This is a genomic window from Autumnicola psychrophila (assembly GCF_031846645.1).
Lineage (GTDB): Bacteria > Bacteroidota > Bacteroidia > Flavobacteriales > Flavobacteriaceae > Autumnicola > Autumnicola psychrophila.
Genome location: NZ_JAVRHN010000005.1, coordinates 293678 through 315096, shown reverse-complemented (window position 1 = coordinate 315096; position 21419 = coordinate 293678). Strand labels below are relative to the sequence as shown.

Annotated in this window: 18 protein-coding genes; 6 read left to right on the top strand and 12 right to left on the bottom strand. The window is 37.7% G+C overall.

Annotated elements, in window-relative coordinates:
• Positions 1-136: 136 nt before the first annotated feature.
• The 3 genes from RM541_RS08740 to RM541_RS08730 all read left to right on the top strand — a co-directional run bounded on the left by RM541_RS08740 (position 137) and on the right by RM541_RS08730 (position 2564).
• On the top strand, positions 137-643 hold the full coding sequence (locus RM541_RS08740) for a cupin domain-containing protein (RefSeq protein ID WP_311499773.1): 507 nt from the start codon (positions 137-139) through the stop codon (positions 641-643).
• A gap of 458 nt (positions 644-1101) precedes the next feature.
• Complete coding sequence (locus RM541_RS08735; protein ID WP_311499772.1) at positions 1102-1788, top strand: hypothetical protein; 687 nt, start codon at positions 1102-1104, stop codon at positions 1786-1788.
• A gap of 80 nt (positions 1789-1868) precedes the next feature.
• On the top strand, positions 1869-2564 hold the full coding sequence (locus RM541_RS08730; RefSeq protein ID WP_311499771.1) for a hypothetical protein: 696 nt from the start codon (positions 1869-1871) through the stop codon (positions 2562-2564).
• A 55-nt stretch (positions 2565-2619) separates the two neighbouring features.
• On the opposite strand, the gene RM541_RS08725 is transcribed toward RM541_RS08730, so the two are convergent.
• The 8 genes from RM541_RS08725 to RM541_RS08690 form a co-directional block, all read right to left on the bottom strand.
• Positions 2620-3417, bottom strand: a complete 798-nt coding sequence (locus RM541_RS08725) for a response regulator transcription factor (protein WP_311499770.1) — start codon at positions 3415-3417, stop codon at positions 2620-2622.
• Positions 3418-3694: 277 nt separating this feature from the next.
• Complete coding sequence (locus RM541_RS08720; RefSeq protein ID WP_311499769.1) at positions 3695-4963, bottom strand: sensor histidine kinase; 1269 nt, start codon at positions 4961-4963, stop codon at positions 3695-3697.
• On the bottom strand, positions 4956-5576 hold the full coding sequence (locus RM541_RS08715; protein ID WP_311499768.1) for a DNA-binding response regulator: 621 nt from the start codon (positions 5574-5576) through the stop codon (positions 4956-4958). Before RM541_RS08715 ends, RM541_RS08720 begins: the two co-directional genes overlap by 8 nt.
• 543 nt (positions 5577-6119) lie before the next feature.
• A complete protein-coding gene (locus tag RM541_RS08710; protein ID WP_311499767.1) occupies positions 6120-7106 on the bottom strand; it encodes an aldo/keto reductase in 987 nt (328 codons plus the stop codon).
• Between the two features lie 561 nt (positions 7107-7667).
• Positions 7668-8249, bottom strand: coding sequence for a PAS domain-containing protein (locus RM541_RS08705; RefSeq protein WP_311499766.1), 582 nt, complete (start codon positions 8247-8249; stop codon positions 7668-7670).
• A gap of 216 nt (positions 8250-8465) precedes the next feature.
• A complete protein-coding gene (locus tag RM541_RS08700) occupies positions 8466-8624 on the bottom strand; it encodes a hypothetical protein (RefSeq protein ID WP_311499765.1) in 159 nt (52 codons plus the stop codon).
• A 555-nt stretch (positions 8625-9179) separates the two neighbouring features.
• Positions 9180-9494 (bottom strand): hypothetical protein, encoded by a 315-nt coding sequence (locus tag RM541_RS08695; RefSeq protein WP_311499764.1) that lies wholly within the window; start codon positions 9492-9494, stop codon positions 9180-9182.
• Positions 9495-9527: 33 nt separating this feature from the next.
• Positions 9528-10259, bottom strand: a complete 732-nt coding sequence (locus RM541_RS08690) for an SDR family oxidoreductase (RefSeq protein WP_311499763.1) — start codon at positions 10257-10259, stop codon at positions 9528-9530.
• A gap of 974 nt (positions 10260-11233) precedes the next feature.
• Between RM541_RS08690 and RM541_RS08685 the strand changes: the two genes are divergently transcribed.
• Together RM541_RS08685 and RM541_RS08680 are read left to right on the top strand one after the other, a co-directional pair.
• Complete coding sequence (locus RM541_RS08685) at positions 11234-11704, top strand: hypothetical protein (protein WP_311499762.1); 471 nt, start codon at positions 11234-11236, stop codon at positions 11702-11704.
• 629 nt (positions 11705-12333) lie between these two features.
• Positions 12334-14142 carry a DUF885 domain-containing protein gene (locus tag RM541_RS08680; protein WP_311499761.1) on the top strand — a complete coding sequence of 603 codons (1809 nt, stop codon included), beginning with the start codon at positions 12334-12336 and terminating at the stop codon, positions 14140-14142.
• A gap of 119 nt (positions 14143-14261) precedes the next feature.
• Here the strand turns inward: RM541_RS08680 and RM541_RS08675 are convergent, their stop codons facing one another.
• The 4 genes from RM541_RS08675 to RM541_RS08660 all read right to left on the bottom strand — a co-directional run bounded on the left by RM541_RS08675 (position 14262) and on the right by RM541_RS08660 (position 19355).
• Positions 14262-16517: a DUF2357 domain-containing protein gene (locus tag RM541_RS08675; RefSeq protein WP_311499760.1), complete on the bottom strand. Its 2256-nt coding sequence runs from the start codon at positions 16515-16517 to the stop codon at positions 14262-14264.
• A complete protein-coding gene (locus RM541_RS08670; RefSeq protein ID WP_311499759.1) occupies positions 16517-18382 on the bottom strand; it encodes an MrcB family domain-containing protein in 1866 nt (621 codons plus the stop codon). Before RM541_RS08670 ends, RM541_RS08675 begins: the two co-directional genes overlap by 1 nt.
• A 62-nt stretch (positions 18383-18444) precedes the next feature.
• Complete coding sequence (locus tag RM541_RS08665; RefSeq protein ID WP_311499758.1) at positions 18445-18846, bottom strand: (deoxy)nucleoside triphosphate pyrophosphohydrolase; 402 nt, start codon at positions 18844-18846, stop codon at positions 18445-18447.
• 122 nt (positions 18847-18968) lie between these two features.
• Positions 18969-19355 (bottom strand): DUF983 domain-containing protein, encoded by a 387-nt coding sequence (locus RM541_RS08660; RefSeq protein WP_311499757.1) that lies wholly within the window; start codon positions 19353-19355, stop codon positions 18969-18971.
• Positions 19356-19494: 139 nt separating this feature from the next.
• Here RM541_RS08660 and RM541_RS08655 point away from each other — a divergent pair, with 139 nt between their 5' ends.
• Complete coding sequence (locus RM541_RS08655; protein WP_311499756.1) at positions 19495-21414, top strand: ABC-F family ATP-binding cassette domain-containing protein; 1920 nt, start codon at positions 19495-19497, stop codon at positions 21412-21414.
• The last annotated feature ends 5 nt before the right edge of the window (positions 21415-21419 follow it).

Below are 21419 nucleotides of genomic sequence, written 5' to 3'. Positions count from 1 at the left end.
AACAAACAATTGTATGAAATAAGGGGTTGCTTCTTTTTGTTAAAGTAAGATCAAAGCCTGGTTTTCATTCCTGAAATTCCGGAGAGTTTCCTATATTCAAGGGATTTCAGCTTAAACCAGTCAAAAAAGCAGTTTTATGAAACCAGAAAAATATTTTTTTAAGGACGACGGAAGCATTCCAAATAATAAGCTTCCCTTGCTGTTATATAAAAATGCTTTTTCCGAAAGAGGAGGTTCCGGTGCGGAATGGCTTGAGCATCATTTTTTAGAGAATAACTGGAGAAATTCCTGGAGGAATGGCGTCTTTAGTTATCATCATTATCATAGTAACACTCATGAAGTGCTCGGGGTTTATAGTGGAAGCGCTTTACTTCAATTAGGCGGAGAAAAGGGTGAGAAGCTGGAGGTAACTGCCGGAGATATTATTGTTATTCCGGCTGGAGTAGGCCATAAAAATCTTGGAGGTGAAGATTTTCATATTGTAGGGGCTTATCCCGATGGTATGGAGCATGATATGAACTACGGAAAGGAATCCGAACGTCCCAAAGCTGATGAAAACATTGCTGAGGTGCCATTGCCTGGCACCGATCCTTTATTGGGTAAAGAAGGCTTACCGAAGATCTGGGCTGAAGTTGACCGCTGAACGTATTAGACTATCCCTCAAAAATGGCAATTATCTGTTATATTATATAAACCCACGTGAACCAGGAATCTCACCTTCTGCTTCTTGCTTCTCTTTTCTTTTCTCTGTTTCAACTCTCTCCCTTATTAACGTAATAAAACCACGAATGCACAAATAACAAATCACTGAACCTTTGGATCATGCCTTAAAAATTGCAATTATCAGAATGCTATATTTTCTAAGCTCAGATTAATTCTGAATTTTACCTCTTACCTTTTTTCTCCTGATTCCTGCTTCTCTTCTCTATTTTCTCTTCTCTTTTAACTCTTTTCCTCCTCCCTCATTAACTTTTCACTTTTGTAAAAACAAAATATCACTATAAATGGGTATTGTGTGGAGCAGCACCCTCTTTTATTTTTACAACAGTAATGAAGAATAACAAATACCTCAACTTCTAAACAAAATTAATTCAGAATAATATGAAAAAAGCTATTCAAATCTCTTTTATCACAATGTTTATGATAATCTCCGCTGTGGCTTCGGCGCAGGAGGTGAGTGAGGAGTATTATTTCCAGGAAGACAGACCAAAGGTAAGACCCTTCAGGTTTGGAGTGAAACTGGGTTTTCCAAACCTGATAGGTGGCAACGTGGAGTATGTGACTCCTTTGCTGGATCACAAACTCTCTGTAAGTGTAGATTATTCAATGCTTTCAACAGATTGGATTGCACCTGAAGAGGAGGAAGGCTACGAAGATTCCGGCGATAAGCTCGAATTCACCTATATGGAAGGTGGCCTCAACTACTACCTTTTTAGTCCGGGAAAGGGTCTCTATGTAGGTGCCAGTTATGGTAATATAAAAATTGAAGGAGTACTAACGGGTATTGCATCTAAAGACCCATCAAGAACAGATTCAGGAACGGGAGATATTGATCTTTCCCATGGCTCCTTTAATCTGAAGCTGGGAGCTAAAATTGGTGGTCTGTTTTATCTGAGACCAGAAATAGGCTACAGTTTTTCTTCTCTGCCAGAGAGTTACGAGATGGAAGTGGTGTTTGATGACGGCCATACAGAAACCCATACCGAATCTTTTGATACCGAGTCTTCCCCTCAAAATCTACTGTATAAAGGCTTAATAGCAAATATTGGCCTTGGCTTTGCTTTTTAAAAACACACAGGATGTTTTGATCTTCAATTCTTCAGGAGTACAACAACAATTATCAGTTATTAATTATTAAAAATTCAGTTATGAAGAAAATTACGTTTTTGATTTTATTTGCGCTTTCATTTTCCCTTTTACCTGCTACCAGTATTGCTCACAATGATGAAAATTACTACGGAAAGAAAAAAGTAAAGGTTGGAGTTTCAGAAACAGATGCAGAAATTTATGTTAATGGTAAACTATTAGGAAAAGGATCTACAGAAGTGCTGGTGCCAAAAAATTCCTGTGTTACAGTAGTGACAAAAAAGACGGGCTTTCTTAACGAAACCATAGAATTTTGCAACCAGAAAGGTATGACTAAGCCTCCAAGAACTCATTATGTGAAGATGAGAAACGACGATGCTTTTGATGCTTCTGTGCAGACAGATATTGCCAATGTTGACATAGAGATCAAAGTGAATACAATGGATAAAAATCAGGCATGGAAATTAATCAACCAAATCGTCTTAAACTATATAGATGTTATTGAAATGACCGATAAGGAAACGGGTTATTTAAGAACAGCATGGTCGTTACAAACTTTTGAGCAAAATACAATCCGAACAAGGATGATTGTGAAAGAATCTTCAACAAATCCGCTTAGTTTTAAAGTAAAACTTGTGAGCGAAGAATCGGGAGATTCTATGACAAGTGTAAAAAGTGATCACCTGTACAAGGAATGGGACCGGGTACTAAGGAGTTATAACAATGTTATTTCTGAATTCCAGGCCCGTATAAAATAGGAGAATTAGCCAACCATAGGAGAATGAGTGTATCAGGATCCTATGGTTTTTCTTCTTATATTATTCCGGCCATCAGGCTTTCGGCAATAAGTTCAGCTGTATTTTTACATCCGCTTTTAGATAGGACATTTTTTCTATGGGTGTGGATGGTGTGGATAGAAAGGTTTAAATTATCTGCGATTTGTTTGGCACTATAGCCCCGGGCGAGCAGATCTACAACCTCTCTTTCTCTTTTGGTTAGTGAAGAAGCAGAAATATAAGGTTCTGCATTTCCCATAGTAGGTTTAAAAATCCCTTTGTTTACCGGAACGTTATAAAAAGACTGGCCCCCGTGGATATTAACAAAAGAGACACTGTTGGTACTATTGGCTGCAATATGTGATATGTCACTGTGAATTGTGAAGACGTGCATTGGCGTATTATTGTCTGCAATAGAAATAGGGGTGGCCTGCATAAGCATGATGCGGTTTTTCTTTTTATGATCCACCATTTTGTAAGAATAGATAATTTTGTATTTCGTAATCTCTGAGGCTTTAAGATGGTGACAAAAAAAATCTTTTATTACCAGTTCTTTTTTTTCCAGCTTTTCGACTTCTTCTGGTAGCGCAGCCATAAGTAGTTGTTCCATATTGATGTCTTTAGAAGAAATACCCATAAAATTTTCTACACTGGGGGAAATATAATCCAGTTCCAGATTGTGCATGTTCAGTATGTAGAAATAAGACTCTCCAGGAGCAAAAAGAGCAGCCATTCTTTCGAATTGTTCAGTAATTTGATAACGCGAATATTCCATAATTTCAGAAGAGTATTCTCTTCTCCACAATTCTGAAATTTTGTGGTTTTCAGCTTTCATGCTATATTGTTAAATTATTAACAATATAGTTAATTCTTACACATTACAAAAAAGCTCACCCATAGATGCTAACCTTAATTTAATACATTTGTTAAGGGTCAATTTGATGGCAATCAGGTTTTTAACATATTAAACCGAAGTGATTGTAGAACTTGAAGTCTATGCCAATTTTAACATTTTAAATGGTTAAACTTCGATTTGAAAGAAATGGAAAGCAGAATTATTGTTTTTTTAAGGGCTTCCTTTTTTAGAGAATTTCACAAAATCAGCTGTTCATTTAAAAATTCAGAAAATACACCGTCCCATTTCCTGGCTTAGTATCTATAGTTAATTTTCCGCCTAATTGCTTTGTAAGGGAATTAATTAAAGACATTCCTGTCCTACTATTTACTTTGTTATAGATAAAACCTGAACCGTTATCTTCTATTTTAAGATGATAATGGTTATCTATAAACTTAAAAGCTACTGTAATATGCGGATGTTCGGCATCGTGAAATGCATGTTTAAAGGAATTAGTTATGATTTCGTTGATAATAAGTCCCAAAGAAATTACCTTTTCAACATTTAAATCAATGGGTTCAACATGATAGGAAATTATTTCTCTCTCAGTAGTCAGAGGTTTATTAAAGAATTCTATAGATTCACAAAGTTCCTTAATATAATCAGGCATAAAAATAGCAACACCCGTTTCCTGTCCGTACAGCCGTTGATGCACCAGAATAAGTGCGGTGAGCCGGTTTTTTGTTTCCTGTACCTGGGATTTTTCATCTTCCATAATCTGCATATCCAGGATACTTATTACCAGCTGCAAATTATTTTTTACCCGGTGGCTTAACTCCCGCAGAAGGGTTTCTATGAAGGCGTTTCTTTCCTGTAGTTCGTTTATAGTTTTCTGAAGTTCCAGCTGCCTGCTTTCAATCTCCATCTTCTGACTCTGGATTTCTGAATTTTTTCTCAAAATTTCCTTTCTGTCCTTCAGCATCTTATTCCTGAAGTTGATAATCACATAAGTCGTTAAACCCATAGAATAGAGCATCGTCGTCATATGGTCAATTACAGCTTCACCACGGGAAGAATAGGGCGTAATCCAACCTGGGAAGTGGAGTTCAAGTAGGAGCAGAGCCGTAAAAAACAGGAACAGAATCCCGGCAATTCTGTACTGAAATCTTGCCGGTGCTACCAGAATAAAAACATTCAGAAGGACAATAATGAGATAGGCCACTGTGCCGCCAAGGCCATTATTATAAAAGTACATGACGCCCAGGACCGCAATTATCGCTAAAAGGTAGTAGCTTATAAGCTGGTTAGAATATTTATTCCCATACCTTGATAAATAGAACAAGTAAAATGCGATAATACTACCAATAAAACTCAGTCCAACAACAGCCATGTTAAGGCCTATAATGTAATTTATAAAAGTTCCCACCAGGGCAAAAACAGAGATGGAAAAAGAGGACACATTAAAAATTTTCTGTTCAATTTCCAGTCCCTGTGTCCCGCTTAATGTTCTAAAGAAGTGGGAAAACTGCAATCTTTTCCTATTCATTCTTGACCCACTTAAGCCTGGCTGCCAGGGCAATTAATTCGTAAGTGGACGCCACGTCAAATTTTTTCAGAAGATTTTTACGTTGAGTTTTTATTGTATGCTCGCTTAAAAAAAGAATATTTCCAATATCGCGGCTGTTAAATCCACGGGTGAGTAAGGCTATGATTTGAAGTTCTCTGCTACTTGGTTTGGCAACCGCATTATCCATTTCAAACTTTTCAATTTTATTTAGTGCAATAGAAAAGGCTACCAGTAACTGTCGCTCTAAGAATGGTTTTACGAGGTAGACCACAGGTTCGGTTTCTAATGCAGCATCCAGGAAGCTCTTATCTGTGTAAGCAGAAATATAAATTACCGGCACCCAGTGTTCACCTTGTATCTTTTTCACAATGCAGGTCCCGTCTGCGCTATTGTTTAGGTGGATATCGCTTACAATGAGTTTGACGGGATTATTTTTGAAAATTTTTAGCGCTTCTTTCTCATTAGCCGCAATAGAAAATATATAATCTCCCTGTTTACTCAGGATTTTGGCGATATTCTCTGCAACCAGAATTTCATCTTCAATTATTAAAATATGAAGATCTTTAGTAGAAGTATTTTCTTGAGATGTCATTACAACAGCGTATTACATAGGTAAAGCTTAAATTTATACAAATACAATTTTAGTAAAATTGTTACGTAAAGCGCTATCGCGACGCCTTTGTTTGACCTTCCTATTCCGCTAAAGGGACATAACTTAGTTAGTATTCAAACGGACAATTATTAAAATTTAAATCAATTATATATTTGGCATTAAAGCTGAAAGTAATAGGAAAGATAGTTCTTCTCCGGAATATTTTATCAGCTTAATAAATCAAATTAATTTCAGTTAATTCTGAAAGTTAAGTTAGAAGCATTAGCAAATTTTTGTGTTCAGTGGAATAAGAAATTCCGAAAAAATATGAGCTAAATCTTTCCGGTAAATTTAAAGGGAAAGCTTTGCTGATACAATACCCACTTTTAGTGAAAGAGTTTAAGAAATGATTTTAACTGAACTTTTTCAGGAAAAGAAAAAGCCGTCCGAAAATAAGCCTGTCAATTTTCTGATACAACTTCAGTTGACGAAAACTGGCATTTCCAGACGGCCTCTTAAAGACATCTTATTATAGCGACAATACTACCAGCGTTGGTGCACTTGTGGCTTAATGTATTTGTCGTAAATAGCATTCATTTTTTCAATTTTTTCCGAAGATAACGGCGGAAGGTCATAAACTGAAGTGTTTGATAATAAATGATCTTCTTTAGACGCACCTGGAATGATACAGCTTATCTCCTGAAACTGAAGAATCCATTGTAAAGCTATGGGTGCAAGGTTTTTTGTATCTGGAAAAAGCGATTTTAGTTCGTCCACGGCTTTTAATCCCTGCTCAAAATCTACTCCGGCGAAAGTTTCACCTTTGTCGAAAGCTTCTCCGTTTCTGTTGAAATTCCGGTGATCTTCTTTGTCAAAATGACTGTTAGAATCAAATTTTCCGGTTAGTAATCCACTGGCCAAAGGTACCCGAGCGATAATTCCAATGTCTTTTTTCCTGGCTTCCGTAAAGAATAATTCAGACGGACGTTGCCTGAAGAGGTTGAAGATTATCTGAACGGTAGCAACATTATCATATTCCATTGCTTTTATGCCTTCTTCAATTTTCTCGACACTTACTCCCAGGTTGCGGACTTTTCCCTGATCTTTAAGCCGATCAAAAGTTTCAAAAATTTCGGGACGATAGTAAACGTCTGTTGGAGGGCAATGCAGTTGAACAAGGTCCAGCCGTTCAAGTCCGGTTCTTTTCAAGCTGTCTTCCACGAACTTTGTAAGAACTTCCGGAGTATAATTTTCATTTATGTGTGGATTAATTTGTCTGCCGCATTTTGTTGCCACATAAATTTCTTCAGACCGGGAACGGACGACTCTACCAACTGCCTTTTCACTTAGGCCCTCTTCATACACATCGGCGGTATCAATAAAATTTACACCCTGGTCTATTGCTGTGTTTATAATTTTATCGGCTTTTTCATCGTCAAATCCCGATCCCCATTTTCCTCCTACCTGCCATGTTCCAAGTGAGATTTCTGAAATTTTTAATCCTGTTTTCCCCAGTTTTCTATAGTTCATTATATTCTGTTTTTTATAAATTTAGAAATTAATACGGGTATAAAAAAGTAGAGAGAGTAATATGAGAAAAGTTTAGGAATTCTATAACAGGATAAGTGCTCATTACTAAACAAAGGTGGAGGAGGTATTCAAAATTGCAAACCGGGAATTTACTAGTGGAAACTGAATCAAGAAAAATCTTTTTTCTAAGCTTGGTTCTGTAAATCAGCTCGATAACTGGAATCTTAGAGATGTCGCTTCTTTACTCGATAATCGAAATTTAAAGTTATTTCTTCCTAATGCTTCGTGGGCTTGCTCCGAAGCAGTTCACTTAAATTATTTAAAATAAATAATACAGAAAACTCATGTACAGTTCATCAGTCTCAGTATAACCCTGTTTTTGAGGCAAAAAATAAGAAAAGAGTGAAGCTTTCTTAATCGGAGCCGATTCCTTATTTCTTCGAACTTTAGACCAGGCCCGCTATTTGCCATTTTTACCACCTCTTTTTAAGTTTCAGGAGAAATAGAAAAGATCATTTTACTTCCTGCCTGGTACTCTCTTTTATTTCGCACTTCAAATTGCTAAGCAGCGACTTCTCTTTCCAACGCCAGGAAGTGAGTAAGTTCTGTGCCATAGGAGAGCAACGGAATCACTGTTATTTCACACAAGTATTCCTCTTTATTCTTTCTGTAATTGGTGAAAGTTTCAGTAAAAATAATTTCCTCTTTTAATTTTCGGGAAACTCTTTTCTTTTTTTCTGCTGGAGTGCTTTTTCCCTGCAAAAAGTCAGGAGTTCGGCCAATGGCGAAGCTGGAGGAATATCCGGTCATGTCGAAAAAACCTTTGCTTACCCAGTTAATAACACGTTTGGCATCCGTTAACACCAGTGCATCATATTCACCCTCCAGAACAGAATCTATATCAAACTGCCATTTAAATTTCTTCTGAAATTGTTTAAGACTTCTGAGTTCACTCTCTTTACTTTTTCGATGTAGCAACCTATGAAAACTATTAGAGGAGATATCCATACCTACCAGAGGGGCAGGAATTAATTTTTGAGTTCCTATTTTACTTCTTACCTTCCGGTATTCCTCATTGCCAAGGGTTTCCAGGTAAAGATCTAAAGATCTCATATTACTCAAATCATCCTGATATCTACTCATTTTCTAGTTTTTTGCCCCTTTCCACCTTATAAATTCCATTGGGAATTCTGTAAAAACGAAAGAATAAATGTAGTGGTATTGGCCATGCAATTATAATGTTATTCACATTAACTTTAAATGGAAAACTTATTTTAAACATAAGCTTTCCATTAAGATTGTAACTATTACACGTATAGATTTTTAACCTAAATTGTCGGCGTGTAATCCGCTATGCATTTATTCGTAGTTTTCTTTATAGAATTGATATCCAAGATAGGCTACTCCTGCAAGAGCTCCCCACTTTAGGAGGCTTCCGGCTAGTCCTAGTCCTTTCTTTGCAGCCCATAGCTTAGCTGCTTTTTCTCCTGCGTCTTTTGCTGTTTTCTTTACTTTCATAATGTCTTATTTTATTTGAAAATTATTCTTTACTTCGGCCTCTTTGGGCGCAAATCTTCCTGTTTGACATTCAGATTTATTTAAAGTTAACTGATGTAATTCGATCCTCAAAGTCTTTAAAACATCTTTAACTAAGCTATAACCATGTTTAACGAAACGAGCAGGAAGTTGAAGGAAACTGAGGTTATTTTCTTAAAATTTAAGAGACTGGAGTTTTCTTTAATTTCAGGCCAGACTCTGCAGAACAAATTTGAATCAGTAAATAATAGCTTTCGATTTCACTTTTTTTAAACTCTATTTGTACAGGTTTTTCTTTTGGGAGCTGGAAGGGAAAGCGATTAAAAGTAGTAGTAAATTCTTGTAGGAGAAAGAAGGTTTTTCGCGTAAGGCACTAATAATATTTACCAAAAAAGAGGCAGTCCAAAAATTAAAATTATCGACCTGCTGAATAATTTCAGGTGAATTCAGTAGAAATCTTCATTACACCTAAAAACCAATTCCAGTCTGGATAATAGCTTTTTGGACTGCCTGCTATACCTTAAGTGTGGTGGAGAATTAAACCACGATCTTCTTATCTCCTTTTACTCCTTTATAGTTACCACTAAGATCTTTTTTCTTCTTTTTCAGCTTGTTTTTAAACTTCGCTTTTTTCTCATTGATTTCATCGCTGTTAGTCTCCATGTATTTGTAAGCCAAATAGCCTACACCCGCTGCTGCTGCAATTCCCACACCTATTACTCCACCTCGGGTCGCAAGGGTTTTTCCCACTTTAAAGGCTGTGGCTTTGGCAATAAGTTTTCCACCCATTGCAGCGAGATCACTACCTCTTGCTACTAATTTTTCTCCTGTTTTTATTACTGCGTCATTCATATTGATCTGATTTTAAATTAAAATTATCTGTATTTATGCTTTTCCTGTTGGTTTTATGAGTAGCTCGTTAACGTTTACACTTTCCGGTTGCGATAGTGCATAAAAAACAGCATCGGCTATGTTTTCTGTATCCAGTTTTGCTTCGTTATCGCCATATTCCTTGTCCTCCAGCAATTCCTGATCTGTAATATCGTCCCGAAGGTTGGTGGCAACGGTTCCTGGTTCTATTGCAGTAACGCGAATATTAAATTCCGGAGAAAGTTCCATTCGCATAGCTTTGGAAAGTGCAATAACTGCAGCTTTTGAAGCACCATAAACGGCACCACCTTCAAAAATTTCTTTTCCGTCAACAGATGCTATATTCACTATATGTCCGTTTTTCTGCTCCTTCATATGCGGAAGCACGGAATAAATACACCTGAGACAACCTTTTAAATTTACTTCTACCGTCTGCAGCCACTCATCCAAATGACGGTTTTTAAGATAAGTAAGCGGCATAACACCGGCCGAATTAACCAGAATGTCTATTCCGCCAAATTCTTTTACGACCTGCTTAAAACCGTGGGAAACGCTGTCTGTAAGACTTACGTCCATCTCCACGACCATGCTTTTTTTTCCGAGTTCCATTTGTAACTCTTTTAATTTATCTACACTCCGGCTCGCTAATGCCACGTGGCAACCTTCAGTAGAGAGTTTTTTTGCAATGGCCATCCCTATTCCGCTGCTGGCTCCTGTTACTACTGCGACTTTATTATTCAAATTCATGTAATTGCAATTTTTACTAAATATCCAATATTCCTCGTGGGAAAGGAGTTAAGAGGTTTGTAAATAACAAGAATTTAACGAGTTGAAAAGGTATAAAAATGCAGCAATATGAAGGTTTGTTGATGTTTCTTTTACAATAAATCCACAAATTTTTTAGCATCCCGGCGCTTGCCTCCGGTCTCCACCATTCCGAATTTAGTCCCCCTGAGTTTGTCGAAAGGGTGTTAAAAAAGACAATTTTCGGCCTTCAGCTTAACGATTGTTTACTTGCTCCACCATGAATTCGCTAGTACCAGATAATTTACGTCCCGGAAGTAGTAGTCTGTTGTGAGTTGAGAGATGTGGAGGTTTCTTTATTCGAAATCTCTTTGCGTTCAGGGTTGATAGCCCCCCTGAGCTTGTTGAAGGGGTGTTAAAAAAGACAATTTTCGACCTTCAGCTTAACGATTGTTTACTTGCTCCACCATGAATTTGCTAGTACCAGATAATTTACGCCCCGGAAGTAGTTGTCTGTTGTGAGTTGAGAGATGTGGAGTTTTCTTCATTCGAAATTTTTTTGCGTTCAGAATTTATAGTCCCCCCTGAGCTTGTAGAAGGGAGGTTAAATTGGGAATTATCAATCTTTAGATCAAAATTTGATCTACCGGTTTATGAAAAGAAGCAGCTCTAAAATGCCAATTTTCGACCTACAGTTTAAGACCTATCTATTCTACCACGGATACACGAATTCCAAACAATTTTTTCTCAAAAAATCTCCCGCAGATCGCGCAGATTTCCGCAGAAGTTATTCTGAAAACCGTTTCCATTTTTAAATTCTTACCTCTAATTTCTTCAAGTTGCTATAAGAACTGAAATGTTATAATATTCCAAAGAGCATTTTAGTGGAATCTATTTTCCTTCAGAATTCTTATCTTAAGAGGTAAACTAAAAACCAAAGACTATGAAAATTTCAGAATTAATATTCTTATTAACATTTGCAGTTTGGCCCGGAGCGAAATGAGGAAATTCAGGAAGAAGAACCAGAAATTCAGGATGAGGTTACGGTAGAAAACGAAATAAATAATCCGGAAAACCTGATGCAGGACTGGGACAGGTTATGGGAAGATGACGGGAATGACAGTAACAACGAAGCAGAATCGTTGCGTTTTAGGGAAAGCATCTCCAATGATGCTGTTTTACTTACTGGCGGGAGAAGGATTTCTACTGTTGATAGTATAACATCCTGGTTTAACACCAATGCAGCCACAATGAGAGGCCTTGCCAGGGAAGCGACTCTGGATGGCTCTGGTGAAACAATTAAATACCAGGCCGGGACTTTTTCTAATGTTGAAACTATGCAGGAGGAAGGAACCTATACCATTATTTGGGAGCAGGAGAGTGGCGACAGCCAGTGGAAAATAAAACTGATTGATATTTCTTCTGCTGAAAATTCAAACCAGAATTAAGCAGCATTTTTATGCTGAAGTTTTAATACTGAAAAAGGTTGATAAGTGGCTGTTCTAAATTGCCAGTTATCGACCTTTTATTATTTTAAGTAATAATTGTTGCGGAAGAAGAATGCCGAATTAATTAAGGGAGCGGTTAAACCGTGTCATCATCTTATAAGCACATCGAAAGATTTTCTGTTTTTTTGATTTTTTTGAAGATCCGGAATTAATCATTTCTATTTTAATAAATTTCCCGCCCAATTTATAAAAGCTTATTTCCTGCGGAAGAACAAGTGCTCCGGATTCATTGACTTTTATGCCACTGTGCTTCCTGAAAATAAAATCGCCCACACACTTTTTGATCAGATTTGAATTTTTTGAAGCATCTTCCATGACTGCAAATTTTTTAATTAAATGTGATATAATTTACAAAAAATAAATTTGTAGTCGTAAAATTTTGATGGATTTATATTTATCAGGAGGTTTTTTAGGGTTTGGATTTTGACTTCTATTAGCGCTTTTTGCGCCTGTAATGCATGACGTTCATTATGATATCTTCAGTAAACAATAAGCAATTGGTTATAAACAATAGATAATTAACAATGAACATTTTTCCTATCTTCGTTACTTCATCTAAACTTTCCGGAATGTTTAAAAAGGTAATTACTGCGTTACTGCTGGGCCTCGTGCTTACAGGATGTAAAGACGAAAATACTAATCAGGAAGATATGGCGATGGCGGCCGGTGCAAAGCTGGATACCATCCTGAATAATTATTACGAAGACGGACTGCGGCTGAATCCAATTTCAGCAACCACTTCAGGAGATATGCGCTATAATGATCGTTTTCCGAATTCACTTTCCGACGATTATCACGACAGCTTACGTAATTATTACACCACCTACAGGGATAAAGTGGAGGCAATTGACGATGCAAATCTTTCAGAAAGTGAAAAGATGAGCAGGGAGATCCTGCTTTGGGAGACAGAGATTAATCTTGAAGGGCTGGGGTTCGAAAAGAATAAGTATATGCCTATCGACCAAATGTGGTCGGTTAATCTTTTTATGGGGCAACTGGCCAGCGGGATGGGAGCGCAGCCGTTTAATACGGTGGAAGATTACCAAAACTGGCTTAAGCGTGTGGATGGTTATCTTACCTGGATGACTTCTGCGGAAGAAAGGATGCGTGAAGGGATGGCCAAAGGTTATGTCCTGCCGGTTTCCCTGATCACGAAGGTGATTCCGCAGTTCGCTTCTATGGCTGAAGCTAATGCTGAAGATCACCTGTTCTTTGGACCGGTGAACAATTTCCCTGAAAGTTTTTCTGAAGAAGAGAAAACACAGTTGACGGAAGAATACAAGCAGATGATTGAAGATAAAGTGATTCCTGCATATAAAAAAATGCACGATTTTATGACGGAGGATTATCTTCCGGAAGGTCGTGAAAGTAGTGGAATTGCTGATATTCCCGGCGGTGAGGAATTCTACAGACACCAAATCAAACTTTATACTACCACGAACATGACTGCGGAAAAAATTCATCAACTCGGGCTACAGGAAGTGGAACGTATTTCGCAGGAAATGATGGAAGTAAAGGAGCAGGTCGGTTTTGAAGGCAGCCTGAAGGAATTTTTCAATTATGTGCGGGAAAGTAAGGAGCTGATGCCGTATAGTTCTCCGGAAGAAGTGATTGCGAATTTTGAAGACATTCACCAGCGAATGCAGCCGCACCTGAACAAACTCTTTAATGTAAAGCCAAAAACAGCTTTTGAAGTGCGAAGAACTGAAGAGTTCCGTGAGAGTTCTGCCAGTGCCGAATATAATCCCGGCTCTCTGGACGGGACCCGTCCCGGAATATTTTATGTTCCTGTTCCCGATGCTGCTGCGTACAATGTGTACAGCGACGAATCTTTGTTTCTTCATGAAGCCATTCCCGGGCATCACTACCAGATTTCCTTAACTCAGGAAAATGAAGATTTACCGGATTTCCGGAAAACACTTTGGTACAGCGGCTATGGTGAAGGCTGGGCACTTTATTCTGAATCCCTCGGAAAAGAACTCGGGCTGTATACAGATCCTTATCAATATTTTGGGATGCTTGGCGCAGAAATGCACCGTGCAGTAAGGCTTGTCGTAGACACAGGCTTGCACAGCAAGGGCTGGACCAGGGAAGAGGCGATACAATATTCGCTGGACAACGAAGCCGAATCTGAAGCCAGTGTAATTTCAGAAATTGAAAGGTATATGGCCAATCCCGGCCAGGCGCTTTCTTATAAGATCGGCCAACTTAAGATACAGGAATTGCGTGATAAAGCCCGTAAAGCACTGGGAGACCAGTTTGATATCAGAGAGTATCATAATAAAGTACTGGAAACCGGAGCCGTGCCTTTACAGTTGTTGGAAAATAAAATTGACCGGTGGGTTGGGGAAGCTCAGCCTGAAGGAAGTCAGGAATAGAGGATCGAAAATTGGCATTTTTGACACATGGTAATTGGCCGGACTTATCGGAAGTAAAAAAGAAGCCGCCTATTTAGGTGGCTTCATTTTAGATAATCTTCTTATTTGGTTTGTGGATTCTAATTTTCCTTTACTATAACTTTCATCAGTTCAGTTAATGTTACAGAAAATGGAATCCCTGCTCCTCTACCAGTTTTAAATTTAGAAAGTTTACGAAAATCCCATTTTACACCTTGAAACTCGCTAGCCGCCACTTCATCTATTTCAAAGATGAGATAGCTGCTTTCTTTGGGGTATTCTTCCTTTGCCATTCTTTCTTTAGAAAAGACTTTAGGACCATCACCTTTTATTTTAAATAATTTTCCAGAATTCTTGTCTTTACTGGTGTGTAATAAAAGATAATTTGCACTTAGTTCAGCTGCTGTTAATGGTATGGCTCCAGCTCGGTCGTCTATCCTTATATTGTAATACTTTTTATTACGAATCCATTCTAAGTGATTATTATCTTTATAGAACCCTACCAAGACATTAATTGTGTCTGGAATATAGCTTCTGTTTTTACCGTATGCTTCGGGAAGGGGTTCTTTGACTTCATCAGGATCATTCTTATGAATATCAAAAATCCGATAAGCCAGGTTTTCTCTTTGCGAAGCACGGTTAAGAAAATGTTCAATAACACGAATCAAGAAATCCTTTAAATCTGCAGTACCATTATTGGTTTTTGATGGTCTTACGGGAAAGGCACCTAATCCCGGAAGAAGCTCCCGGAATCCTTTTCGTTCCAAAGGTTCATCTGTACCAGGATAGAGCACGTATGCACCGGCAGTGCGGCGTATGGCATCTTTATAGGCGTGCATTTTTAAAAGATCTACATCTTTATATGAACCCGTAATTTTAACATTGGTTTCCTCATCCGGATTAGTCTTGTCGATGATTTCAACGAGTTTATCAATTTTGTATTTGGCATCAAAATGAACGTGAACTATTAATTCTTCTTTCTCAGCTTTTTCTTCAGTAATATTGTAAGGCCAAATGGAAAGTGTATAATCGGGACGCATTTTTTTAGTCCAGCTTCCTGTATTTGGGTGATCCTGGTTTCCTGAAAAAGTGCGATTGAAATTAAACTTCATCTTTAACTTACGGATTCCATTTTGGTAAACTCCCCGTATTGCTTTACGTTTCCCCTGTACCAATTGTAAACTCAGCTCATCTTCTGTAGGTTTAATCAGATCCTCAAGGTCTTCTGGATAAATTTCAAACATATCTTTTAAAAGATCTAAAAGAGTAAAAAAAAGCCAGTACTCATAAAGTGTTGCAACATCTTTTTTGCCGCCTTTGTAGACATCATCTCCACCTTCCCAGATTAGCTTTGCAGCCAGATCAAACATTAACCAGGTTTTTAGAACCTCACGGTAACCTTCTTTCTTCTGGAGAATTGGACTATTAATCTTTAGGATTTGGGCTCTTGAAATTTCATTAAAAAATGTATGGTGTAAATGCTGTTCAAGTTGTTCTATAGTTTTTTTAACTTCCTTATATATACGAGTATCAGGTTTTACAGCAGCCTCAATATCTGTACAAAGCTTGAGGTAGTTTGAAAGAGCATGTTTAATGAAACGGTTCTCTGCAGTGTCTACCGTTTCCACCTTTAAGTGAGATTTTAATTTTGTGGGTAGACTGGAAATTCTTTTTCCTGACAAAGGCGAATTAGCAGGTAATTTTGATCTTTGGGTTCCACTTAAGAGCTGCCGCACATGGTGATTTTTGAACCTCCCAATTTTTCTTATATCTACTTCTTCAGAAGATTTACTCCATACCGTATTAGGAGAGGTTATTATTCTGTGAACTGTTTCATTAAATTCATCAGTATCAATTACAGATTTTATAAAAGTGAACTTCTGGTATAAAGTCTCACTGCCTTTGGAAAAATCAGGTTCAAAGTTTTGTGTAACAGGTGAATTTACCTGCATAAGCAGGTCAATACAATATTCCGTTATACTTTCCAGCATAAAACGGTAGTCTTCTCTGTAGCTTGTTTTCTTTGACTGAACTTCAATTCTTACTTTACCAACCGGATCATCAATCTCTTTTTTCTTTACCGGAATTTCCAGAGTACCGACATAAGTATTTGGAGCAAGTCGGCCATAATTGGAATGAAAGGGATTTTCTTCCACTATTTCATGGGTTTCAAAAAAATAGAGAGGAGAGGAAAACTGATAGTGATAAAAGCAACCTTCCTTTATCTGATAAGACGCTTCTCCGTTTTGTTCTGCGTCTTTTACTTTCGAAACAAAGTTTGATCCCTTCGATTTAATTTCTAAAAAAAGGCCTTCCTCAATAGAATCAAGAGGGATATGTACTTCCTGCCCATTCATTAAGCTTCTGCGTAACTCGCAAATCCATTCTCAATCACTCCATGATACATCCTGGAAATTTTTTCCAGGGATAAAGGATATTTTACTTTGTCCAAATCAGAAAAATCAAAATCAGGTTTTTCAAAAACTTCTTTTTGGATTTTTGTTTCAGGATCTTTCATACAAAACCCTCCCAGTGTAGAAAGCACCGGAACAAGTTTTCTTCTTGAACCGTGAAGTTTTGGCAGAAGCTTTTGCATGATAGTTATGTCAATTTTTTCATCTTCTTTCAGATCTCCATTAATTACCGTAAGATTATGTAAAAGCTGATGTATCTCTGAGGCACTTCTATATCCAAATTCTGCACCTGTTTTTTTAAGTTCTTTGAAAAATCGTAAAAGCGTCTGGTTTACAGGGTCTTCGGGTTTTTGAAATTCTGAACTTTCAGAGATTTTTAGAAAATCCCGAGCCATGTTTGCACCCTTAGACTTTAATTTAGAAAGATCTGGTTTGCTGTTGTTATCGAGAAATAATTCCATTTCTTCAGCTGTAATTCGGAATTCAATGGTATTTGCTCTGTCGAGCACTTTAGGACTAAACATATAAGTCGTTTCATCTATGTTTACGGTTCCAATAATAAAAACATTCTTGGGCCAATGAATTTTTGAATAAATTTCGCCTTTTTTCTCTGCATCTTTAAACAATACTATGTCCTGTCCAGTTTCCATGATGCTGAGAAAATCGGCAAAATAACGTTCTACATGACTCAGGTTCATTTCGTCAAGAATAATAAAATGCGGCTTATCCAGATTTTCTTTTGCTTTTATTAAAAGATCTAAAATCCCGTTTTCCGGTTTGACATATTTATCCTGCTCAATAGCGTTGGAATATCCCAGCAGTGGTTCCCTATTTGTCCAGTCTGCTCCTACCGGTACGATGCAGTATTGACTTTCTTCCTCGCATATCCAGGTTGCAAAAGCTTGGGCTAGCTTCGTCTTTCCTGAACCTGAAAGACCTGTCAATATTACAAAAGGTTTGGTGCATAAAGAAGCGACATAACGAGTGATTAATTCTTTAGAAAAGAATAAACCCGAAACCTCCGCACTTTCCTTGAATGAATCGATTTGAAAAGCAATATTTGTAGAATTTTCTTTATTGGTCTGGCTATTAAAGCGAAGACTTTTGTACTCAGTAATAATAGTGTCTAAATCTTCTTCAATAAGTTCCTCGTCTGGCAAGTTATTGGTGTCATAGGTTTTGAAAACATAGGACTCACCATATCTCTCAGGCTTTCCTATTTCTGTCTGGTTAAATAATGCATTTATGGTTAACTTTTTTTCTAAAAATTTCCATGTCGTTCGGGGTTTATTAGTTTCGCTTATGCCATAAGCGAGGACTAAAAGATCCTTTTCCTTATAGTAAAGATAAACTGGATATATTCCATCCATGGTCGTATTCGGATGGAGTAAAAAAGAAATCCATGGGACTCTGGCTGAAACACCTTGACCGAAGCTGACTTTTACTTTAAGACCTTTATATTTTTTTGGATATAGATCTTTGGTTTTTAAGCTTCCTGTCGTGCTTTGGGTAATAAATTTTTCCAAGTACGGGTAAAAATTTATTTTCTTTTCTTTTATTTCAAACCCATTTTCTTCTAAAAGTTTAAAACATGTAGTTTCCAATCCCCCTGTAAATTGTTTGCGGTCCAAAATTTCCCCGTTTGCAAATAAATTTGCATACGAAACAATCAACTTGGGTGGATAATTCTTTCCTTTATAGAAAACATCGTAGTATTGAGAACCTCCTTTAGGAGGTATCCCTTCCTCATCAATTTTATATATAGCTTTTTCTAAATGTTCCTTGGAAATATTGTCTGGAATGCTCATCTTGAGGGGGTTTCAACTTTATTGTCGTCTAAATTAACATAAATTTCAAAAGTAGTCCTAGTTTACTTTTCAATATATATCGAGGTGTAATATTGAATAATAGGAATATCAGCTTCTGCCCAGTCAAATTTTCCTAACTGAGATTTGGATGCCCATTCTATTTTTAAATGTTCTTTTAAATCAATTTCAAATGTTTGTAGGGAACAGCGAAATGGAATAAGTTCAATTATTTTATCATCGGCATACCGATGTTTATTGGATGGTAGTCTTTCGAGAATTTTAATTTCCACTCCCAGCTCTTCTTTTATTTCTCGATGAAGACATTCCAGTAGACCTTCATCTTTCTCGATCTTTCCGCCCGGGAATTCCCATTTTAACGGATGCTTCATCTTTTCACTGCGTTGGGCGCAGAGGATTTTTCCATTTTGTTCTATAATAGCACAGGTGACGGGTATTACTTTCAATAGATAGTTCTTTGAAATAAAAATAGAAGAATTAAAAGAAACGAAAAATTCCTTTTGTTTTTTTCCGTAGAAGAAATGAGAATGTAAAACTGTAATCTAAGTCTATTCCAGTCTAAAGCAGATTAACTTTTTCCCGCCGCACTATCATAGCTAAAAAAGAAATTAATCCAGATATTTCTCGACAGGCGCATGATGATGGGTCCAAAAACAACAAGGGTAGCTACGATTACAAGAAATGCAGTAAATGGTGTGCTGCCAAAGAAAAAATAGGAAATAATAAATGCTGCTACGGCAAACGCGACTCCCACGGCATAGCTTACATACATAGCGCCAAAGAAAAAAGAAGGTTCGATCTTGTACTTAGTGCCGCAATTGGAACAGCGCTCGGGCATTTTAAAGATGCTGCCCAGCTTGTAAGGATTCGGTTCTTTGTAAATGCTTTCTTCCTGGCATACGGGACAGGTTCCGGTAAGTATGCTGTACAGTTTTGTTCCCTTTAAAAATTTCATCTGAAGTCGGTTTTCGCAAAATAGTCTGCTGAGGTGAATGCCTAAAAATTCACATTATCGCAAAAAGCATTTAAGCGCCTCAATATCATTTTTTTTGCTTCACAAATTTAATCATCTTTGCAAAAATTAATCAATTTTCATGCTTAACATTCATAATCTTTCCGTTTCGTTTAACGGAGAATATCTTTTTGAAGAAATAACTTTTCGTTTAGGTGCCGGGGATCGTGTAGGTCTTATCGGGAAGAACGGTGCGGGAAAATCTACGATGCTTCGTATAATTTCCGGAGAACAGGAGTACGACACGGGTAGTATTGCAAAAGATAAGGAGCTGAGAATTGGCTTTTTAAAGCAGGATATCGATTTTGTAAGGGGCCGTACCGTGCTTCAGGAAGCGCAACAGGCTTTTGAAGAAATCAAGAAACTGGAAAAGCAGATCGATCATATTAATGAACAACTTGCTACCCGTACAGATTATGAGAGTGAATCTTATACGCAGCTTATCCAGGATCTTAGCGAAATAACACATCAATACGAGATTATTGGAGGCTATAACTATGAAGGTGAAACCGAGAAAGTTTTGCTGGGTCTCGGATTTAAACGCGAAGATTTCGGGAAACTGACGGATACTTTTTCGGGAGGATGGAGAATGCGTATTGAACTGGCGAAACTTTTACTTCAGAGTAACGACATTTTGCTTCTGGATGAGCCTACCAACCACCTGGATATTGAAAGTATTATCTGGCTGGAATCTTTTCTGAATAATTATGCCGGGTGTGTGATCCTGGTTTCTCACGATAAAATGTTCCTGGACAATGTTACCAACCGTACCATTGAAATAAGCCTGGGGCAGATTTACGATTTCAAGAAGCCTTATTCAGAATTTATGGAGCTAAGGGGAGAGCTTCGGGATCAGCAACTGGCTGCCCAAAAGAATCAGCAGAAAGAAATTGAGCAGACGGAAAAACTGATAGATAAATTCCGCGCCAAGGCTTCTAAAGCTTCCATGGCGCAATCGCTGATCAAGAAACTTGATAAAATTAATCGTATTGAAGTTGATGAGGATGATAATGCGGTAATGAATATAACCTTCCCTGTTTCTGTACAACCGGGAAAAGTAGTGGTGGAAGCAGAACATGTTGGGAAATCTTACGGTGATAAAAAGGTGCTGGAAGATATTAACCTGTTGATCGAGCGGGGAAGCAAAATTGCCTATGTTGGCCAAAACGGACAGGGGAAAACAACTCTTGCCAAAATGATCATCGATGAAATTCCTTATACAGGTGAACTTAAACTGGGACATAACGTACAGCTTGGATATTTTGCCCAAAACCAGGCAGATTACCTGGATGGGGAGAAGACGGTGCATGAGATTATGATCGATTCTGCAAACGAGAAGAACCGAAGTAAGGTGCGCGATATGTTGGGTTCATTTTTATTCCGTGGAGATGAAGTGGATAAGAAAGTGAAAGTTCTTTCTGGTGGTGAGCGTAACCGGCTTGCCTTGTGTAAATTATTACTGCAGCCTTTTAACGTGCTGGTAATGGATGAGCCTACCAACCACCTCGATATAAAATCCAAGAATGTTTTAAAGGAGGCGTTAAAGAAATTTGAAGGAACGCTTATTCTTGTTTCTCACGACCGGGATTTTCTGCAGGGATTAACGTCAAGAGTTTATGAATTTAAAAACAGGAACGTAAAAGAATATCTTGGGGATATTGATTATTACCTGGAGCAACGGCAGTTTGAGGATATGCGTGCTGTAGAGAAGCGGGAGAAACAAAAAGCGGCAGTCCAGGATAAAGCTGAAGCTTCGCCTAAACAATCTTACGAAGATCAGAAAAAGCTAAAATCACTGAATAACAGGCTGAGTAAGGCAGAAGCCAGTATTACTAAGCTTGAAAAAGAGCTAAAGGAAAAAGATGTGGCGCTGGCTTCGAATTATGAAAAAACAATGGAGCAGCCGGAATTTCTTAAGAAGTACAATTCAAAAAAAATGGAACTTGAGAAATTCATGAAGGAATGGGAGAAAATTCAGCAGGAACTGGACAGGTATAACTAGCATTA

What these genes read in the sequence shown, in the direction of transcription:
- RM541_RS08695 (WP_311499764.1), bottom strand. Translation starts at nt 9,494, where the DNA reads ATGAATGACGCAGTAATAAAAACAGGAGAAAAATTAGTAGCAAGAGGT.
- RM541_RS08655 (WP_311499756.1), top strand. Translation starts at nt 19,495, where the DNA reads ATGCTTAACATTCATAATCTTTCCGTTTCGTTTAACGGAGAATATCTT.
- RM541_RS08740 (WP_311499773.1), top strand. Translation starts at nt 137, where the DNA reads ATGAAACCAGAAAAATATTTTTTTAAGGACGACGGAAGCATTCCAAAT.
- RM541_RS08675 (WP_311499760.1), bottom strand. Translation starts at nt 16,517, where the DNA reads ATGAATGGGCAGGAAGTACATATCCCTCTTGATTCTATTGAGGAAGGC.
- RM541_RS08700 (WP_311499765.1), bottom strand. Translation starts at nt 8,624, where the DNA reads ATGAAAGTAAAGAAAACAGCAAAAGACGCAGGAGAAAAAGCAGCTAAG.
- RM541_RS08690 (WP_311499763.1), bottom strand. Translation starts at nt 10,259, where the DNA reads ATGAATTTGAATAATAAAGTCGCAGTAGTAACAGGAGCCAGCAGCGGA.
- RM541_RS08710 (WP_311499767.1), bottom strand. Translation starts at nt 7,106, where the DNA reads ATGAACTATAGAAAACTGGGGAAAACAGGATTAAAAATTTCAGAAATC.
- RM541_RS08735 (WP_311499772.1), top strand. Translation starts at nt 1,102, where the DNA reads ATGAAAAAAGCTATTCAAATCTCTTTTATCACAATGTTTATGATAATC.
- RM541_RS08715 (WP_311499768.1), bottom strand. Translation starts at nt 5,576, where the DNA reads ATGACATCTCAAGAAAATACTTCTACTAAAGATCTTCATATTTTAATA.
- RM541_RS08705 (WP_311499766.1), bottom strand. Translation starts at nt 8,249, where the DNA reads ATGAGTAGATATCAGGATGATTTGAGTAATATGAGATCTTTAGATCTT.
- RM541_RS08660 (WP_311499757.1), bottom strand. Translation starts at nt 19,355, where the DNA reads ATGAAATTTTTAAAGGGAACAAAACTGTACAGCATACTTACCGGAACC.
- RM541_RS08730 (WP_311499771.1), top strand. Translation starts at nt 1,869, where the DNA reads ATGAAGAAAATTACGTTTTTGATTTTATTTGCGCTTTCATTTTCCCTT.
- RM541_RS08725 (WP_311499770.1), bottom strand. Translation starts at nt 3,417, where the DNA reads ATGAAAGCTGAAAACCACAAAATTTCAGAATTGTGGAGAAGAGAATAC.
- RM541_RS08670 (WP_311499759.1), bottom strand. Translation starts at nt 18,382, where the DNA reads ATGAGCATTCCAGACAATATTTCCAAGGAACATTTAGAAAAAGCTATA.
- RM541_RS08680 (WP_311499761.1), top strand. Translation starts at nt 12,334, where the DNA reads ATGTTTAAAAAGGTAATTACTGCGTTACTGCTGGGCCTCGTGCTTACA.
- RM541_RS08720 (WP_311499769.1), bottom strand. Translation starts at nt 4,963, where the DNA reads ATGAATAGGAAAAGATTGCAGTTTTCCCACTTCTTTAGAACATTAAGC.